The sequence below is a fragment of the Coprococcus intestinihominis genome (assembly GCF_040096555.1).
In the GTDB taxonomy this organism is placed as follows: domain Bacteria; phylum Bacillota; class Clostridia; order Lachnospirales; family Lachnospiraceae; genus Coprococcus_A; species Coprococcus_A intestinihominis.
In genome coordinates, this window is sequence record NZ_JBBMEK010000223.1 from 1 (window position 1) to 5,604 (window position 5,604).

General features: G+C 41.3%; 5 protein-coding genes and 1 pseudogene. 5 read left to right on the top strand and 1 reads right to left on the bottom strand.

What is annotated here, in order from left to right; genetic code table 11:
• Positions 1-66: 66 nt before the first annotated feature.
• The gene (locus tag WMO25_RS14090; protein ID WP_349085833.1) at positions 67-963 is read right to left on the bottom strand and encodes a selenium metabolism-associated LysR family transcriptional regulator; all 897 of its coding nucleotides are present in this window, start codon (positions 961-963) and stop codon (positions 67-69) included.
• Between the two features lie 244 nt (positions 964-1,207).
• On the opposite strand from WMO25_RS14090, the gene modA reads away from it, so the two are divergent.
• The 5 genes and pseudogenes from modA to WMO25_RS14115 all read left to right on the top strand — a co-directional run.
• On the top strand, positions 1,208-2,083 hold the full coding sequence (gene modA, locus WMO25_RS14095) for a molybdate ABC transporter substrate-binding protein (RefSeq protein ID WP_349085834.1): 876 nt from the start codon (positions 1,208-1,210) through the stop codon (positions 2,081-2,083).
• Positions 2,061-2,753: a molybdate ABC transporter permease subunit gene (gene modB / locus WMO25_RS14100; RefSeq protein WP_215688856.1), complete on the top strand. Its 693-nt coding sequence runs from the start codon at positions 2,061-2,063 to the stop codon at positions 2,751-2,753. Before modA ends, modB begins: the two co-directional genes overlap by 23 nt.
• Before the next feature lies 1 nt (position 2,754).
• A complete protein-coding gene (locus tag WMO25_RS14105; RefSeq protein WP_349085835.1) occupies positions 2,755-3,816 on the top strand; it encodes a sulfate/molybdate ABC transporter ATP-binding protein in 1,062 nt (353 codons plus the stop codon).
• Between the two features lie 249 nt (positions 3,817-4,065).
• Positions 4,066-4,728 (top strand): annotated as a pseudogene (locus tag WMO25_RS14110) (IS607 family transposase).
• A partial coding sequence (locus WMO25_RS14115; protein WP_349085836.1) for an RNA-guided endonuclease InsQ/TnpB family protein occupies positions 4,676-5,604 on the top strand: 929 nt, incomplete at its 3' end. The pseudogene WMO25_RS14110 and the gene WMO25_RS14115, both read left to right, overlap by 53 nt.

Consider the following 5,604-nt stretch of genomic DNA (forward strand, 5'->3'; position numbering starts at 1 on the left):
GCAAAATCGCGAAAATCAACGTGTTTGTTATAGAGACTCGCCATCTGTTTTTACGGTTGAGTTTTTTTATTGAGGCTGATAATAGCTCCTGACAAACTGTATAAATCGTCTAACATGGGGGAGCAGTGCATGTTCCTTCCTGTATACGATATAAAGTTTTCGCGTGGGTGCCGGATGCGCCAACGGGAAAATCAAAACCTGTCGGCTGGCATTCAGGTCCTGGACAGATTTGGCTGAGAGAATGGAGATGCCAAGTCCGTTAATGATGGAGCGTTTGACTGCTTCCAGGTCATTCATACGTGCTACAACATTGATGGCTCCCGATGCAATATGCTGCTGTTCAAGATACTGGTCGATGGCTTTTTTTGTACCGGAACCTTTTTCACGAAGAATAAAAGGTTCATTAAAAAAAGCTGCAATGGTTACATTTTCTTTGGAAATCTCCAGGTAATGGGGGGTAACCGGGGTGACGATGACAAGCTCATCCTCAAGAAAAGGGATAAAAATCAGCTCTGATGAATCAGTGGTCATTCCCACCAGTCCAAAATCAAGGCGGCCGTTTTCAACCTGCTGGATAATGCCCATGCTGTCAGATAATTCAGAATGAAAATAAATATCCGGGTTTAATTGACCGAAGGCACTGAGCACTTCAGGAAGCACATAGGAAGATGGAATGGTGGATGCCCCAAGTTCAATAATCTGTTTGTGAGAGCCGACAAATTCATTGAGAATATGATCCCGGATTTTCAGCATGGAGACTGCAGAATCATAGAGATTATATCCCTGAGGGGTGACGTGCAGTTTCTTTGTGGTGCGGGAAATGAGCTTGGTATCCAATTCCTTTTCAAGGGAAGCCACATGGGCGCTGACTGTTGGCTGGGTCAGAAAAAGATGGCGGGCGGCTTCAGAAAAGCTATTATGATCAACAACGGCCACAAAGGCCTCTAATTGTTTTAATTCCATAAAAAAACTCCTGTTTATTGAAAAGAACAATAATCTTAAGGTTAAATAAAATAAATTCTGGAAAAAGGCCGTAAGTACGGTATTTTTTATAGAATTTATTGATTTTGTCTATAAATAGAGTATAATACAGTTGACATAAAATGGCAAGCACATTGTCTTTGGGGTGCTCGACTATTTGACTTTTAAGGTTAAATTCAGTATGCTGATGTTAGTAAGATTTTCTATTTATATAGGAGGGAATCAAATGAAAAAGTTAGTAAGCAGTGTTCTTGTACTTTGCATGATTGCAGTAGCTTTAGCAGGCTGCGGAAATAAGAGCACAGAAACAACAAAGGCAATAGAAGCGACAGCATCAACAGAGGCAGCAGTTTCAACAGAAGCAGTATCTGAGACACAGGCAGCTGAGGGCGAAGCAGCAACTGTTCAGGTGTATATTGCAGCCAGCTTGAGTAATGCCATGGATGAAATTTCAGCCAATTATAAATCTGTTCAGCCAAATGTTGATCTTGTCTTCAATGCAGGCAGCTCAGGCAAGCTTCAGACACAGATCGAAGAAGGCGGCGCTTGTGACGTATTCTTCTCAGCAGCAACAAAGCAGATGAATGCACTTGTTGAAGGCGGATATGTTCAGGAAGCAGATGTTACAGATCTTCTTGAAAACAAAGTTCAGCTGATCAAACCGGCTGGTACGGAGACAAAGGTTACAGGTTTTGAGAATATTACAGATGCGGCAAACCTTGCACTTGCAGCTGACACAGTTCCTGTTGGCCAGTATGCAAGAGAGATTTTTGACAACCTTGGTATTACAGATCAGGTAATGGCGATGGAGGTTAATGAATGCGAAGACGTAAGTGCTGTACTTGCTGCAGTCAGCGAAGGCAGCAATGAAGTTGGTATCGTTTATGCAACAGATGCAGATTCAGTTGCAGACAAGGTTGATGTCATCGCAACAGCCAATGATACAGAGCTTAAATCCAAAGTTATCTACCCTGTTGGTCTTGTAAAGAATACTGAAGCAGATGATGCTGAAGTTGCAGCAGCTAAGGCTTTTGTTGATTATCTCAAGACACCTGAAGCAGCAGCTGTATTCGAGAAATATGGATTTTCTTGCATCAATTAACATGAGTCCGTTGCTTATATCGTTGAAAACAGCGATTATAGCAACGGTGGTCGCTTTTTTTGGCGGGATTGCCTGTGCGAGATGGGCAATGAAATTGAAGCCGTTATCCAAGAGTATTCTGGATGGCATTCTGAATCTGCCACTGGTACTGCCGCCGACAGTTGCCGGCTTTTTGCTGCTGCTTATATTCAGCTTGAAGCGCCCCCTTGGTATTTACCTGTGGGAACATTATCAGCTTAAAGTTGTTTTATCCTGGCCGGGATGTGTTCTGGCGGCGACAGTGGTTGCATTCCCGTTGATGTATCGAAATGCAAGAGCCGCTTTTGAGCAGGTGGATGTGAATTACATTTATGCAGGAAGGACACTGGGCTTATCAGAGTGGACGATTTTCAGAAAGGTTGTTATTCCGGTAGCGGGACCGGGCATTGCATCTGGAACGATTTTAACATTTGCAAGGGCTTTGGGTGAATATGGTGCGACATCCATGCTGGCGGGCAATATTCTTGGAAAGACCAGAACCATGGCGGTGGCGATCGCCGCAGAAGTCAGTGCACAGAACTATGATGTGGCTGGTTTCTGGGTGATTGTTCTGGTGACCATTGCCTTTGTCTTTATTTTTGCAATCAACATCATAACCATGCATGGCATCAGCAAGATTCAAAGGTGGTAAAATGGCATTATCAGTAGAATTACATAAAAAGTTTAAGGGATTCCAGATGGATGTTGCTTTTGAGCATGATGGCGGCAGTCTTGGTATTCTCGGCGGTTCCGGTATGGGTAAGAGCATGACCCTGAAGATGATTGCAGGTCTGGTGAAGCCGGATTCAGGGAAAGTTATTGTGGACGGAAGGATTGTTTATGACAGTGCGGCGAAGATCGATATACCGGCAAGAGAGCGACACATCGGCTATCTTTTTCAGCAGTACGCATTGTTTCCGACAATGACAGTAACAGAGAATATCGGCATTGCCATGAAGAAAAGCGGTGATGCGAAGAAGAAAGAAATTGACAGACTTCTGGAACAGTTTGCCCTTCAGAGTCTTGGCGACCGTATGCCGAATGAATTATCCGGCGGACAGCAGCAGCGAGTAGCATTAGCCCGAATCCTTTCCAGTGAGCCTCAGATGCTTTTGCTGGATGAGCCATTTTCAGCGCTGGACAGCTTTTTGAAAGAGCAGCTTCTGGAAGATATGATCAGACAGCTCAGTGATTATGCCGGGGATGTGATTATGGTATCCCACAGCAGAGATGAAATTTATCAGTTCTGTGACAGACTGTTGATTCTGGATCAGGGCCGGGTTATTGTCACTGGTGACACCAAAGACATCTTTGATCAGCCGGGATACAGAGAAGCAGCCCGGCTGACAGGCTGCAAAAATATTACTGAGGCCATCAAAATTGCTGAAAACAGTATCGAAGTGCCGCATTGGCATTGTACTCTTGAAATGGACGAAACGGTCGCTGATGACATCCATGCCGTCGGTATCCGCGCCCATTATATCGACGTACTGACAGAAAAACCGGAGAATATGAAAAACGTTATCGGCGTCACTGTGGAAAATGTTTCAGAACTGCCCTTTGAATGGTATTGCTTTTTCAGAGTGCCGAATGGCGAGCGAATCTGGTGGAAAGTCGCCAAAGTCGGAGAACACGGAGCAGCTAAATACCTGCCTCAAAAAGGTGCCCATGTGTATCTGCACATGCCGCCGCAGAGCATCATTCTTCTGAAATAAGCAGCATTGCAAATTTCAAGTAAATGAGTATTCATGTTTCTTGAGTTTGCAATGTGGATATGTCAGAGAAATGATTAATACTTGCAGCGAAACGCGCATGAGCAGTTAAAACTTAAGTCAGAAGAGAGTAATAACGATTGCAGAAAGGTCAGGAAAAGAGTATAATACAAAGAGATTGTCTGAAACAGCAGTCTCTTTTTGAGTTTTATAAGATATTAGAGTAGAATATTATTGAAAGGAGTTGATGCTTTGAGTAAATATTATTCTATACATGAATTTTCAAAAATTATAGGCGTATCTGCTCAGACATTACGAAATTGGGATGCCAATGGAAAACTTCATCCGCATCATACTACAGTAAGTGGCTATAGATATTATTCCGATGAGCAACTCAACCAAGTAATAAATGTAAAGCCTAAAAATCGCATTACAATTGGATATTGTCGCGTTTCAAGCCATAAACAAAAAGATGATTTGGAACGACAGATTGATAATGTCAAGACATATCTTCTGGCAAAAGGGCAGCCGTTTGAGATAATAAGTGATATAGGTTCTGGGATTAATTATAAGAAAAAAGGGCTTCAGGAATTGATCAGACGAATCTTTCAAAATTAGGTTGAAAAGGTTGTTGTTTTATATAAAGACAGGCTATTGCGATTTGGTTTTGAGTTGATAGAATATATCGCTTCACTTTATAATTGTGAGATTGAGATTATTGATAATACTGAAAAATCTGAACAGCAGGAACTTGTTGAAGATCTGGTTCAAATAATCACAGTATTCAGTTGCAAATTACAAGGAAAACGAGCGAACAAAGCTAAGAAACTTATCTGGGAATTGATGCAGCAGGAGGAAACAGATGGTAAAAGCCATAAAAGTAATGTTGATACCAAACAACGTACAGAAAACTAAGATGTTTCAGTACGCAGGAGCTTCTAGATTTGCTTATAACTGGGCTTTGGCCAGGGAAAAAGAAAGTTACGAAAACGGTGGCAGATTCATTTCAGATTCAGAACTCAGAAAAGAATTTACAAAGCTTAGACATTCTGATGAATACGCATGGTTATTAAATATTTCAAATAATGTAACCAAACAGGCAATCAAAGATGCCTGTACTGCGTATAAGAACTTTTTCAAGGGTTTGCAAAAATTCCCAAGATTCAAGTCCAGAAAGAGATCAATGCCGAAGTTCTATCAGGACAACGTTAAGATACAATTCAGTAATACCCACGTTAAGCTTGAAGGATTTTCTTCCAGCAGGAAAGCAAATAAGCAAAAAAAGAATTGGGTAAGACTTGCAGAACATGGACGTATTCCAACAGATGTTAAATATATGAATCCGAGAATATCCTTTGATGGATTGAACTGGTGGATCAGTGTATGTGTAGAATTTCCTAACTGCAAGGAAACACTTAATGATGATGGAGTTGGCATAGACTTAGGGATTAAAGACTTAGCTGTCTGCTCTGATGCCGTTAAGTATAAGAACATCAATAAGAGTCAGAAAGTAAAGAAACTAGAAAAACAGAAACGTAGATTACAGCGTAGTATCTCTCGTTCTTACGAGAAAAATAAGAAAGGGGAAAGTTACTGTAAAACAAATAATGTAATCAAAAAGGAAAAACTTTTATTAAAACGAAATCACAGATTAACAAACATCCGTAAAAACTATTTGAATCAGACCATATCTGAGATCGTAAATCGAAAGCCAAGATTTATTTGTATTGAAGATCTGAATGTCAGCGGAATGATGAAAAATAGACATCTCTCCAAAGCAGTACAGGAACA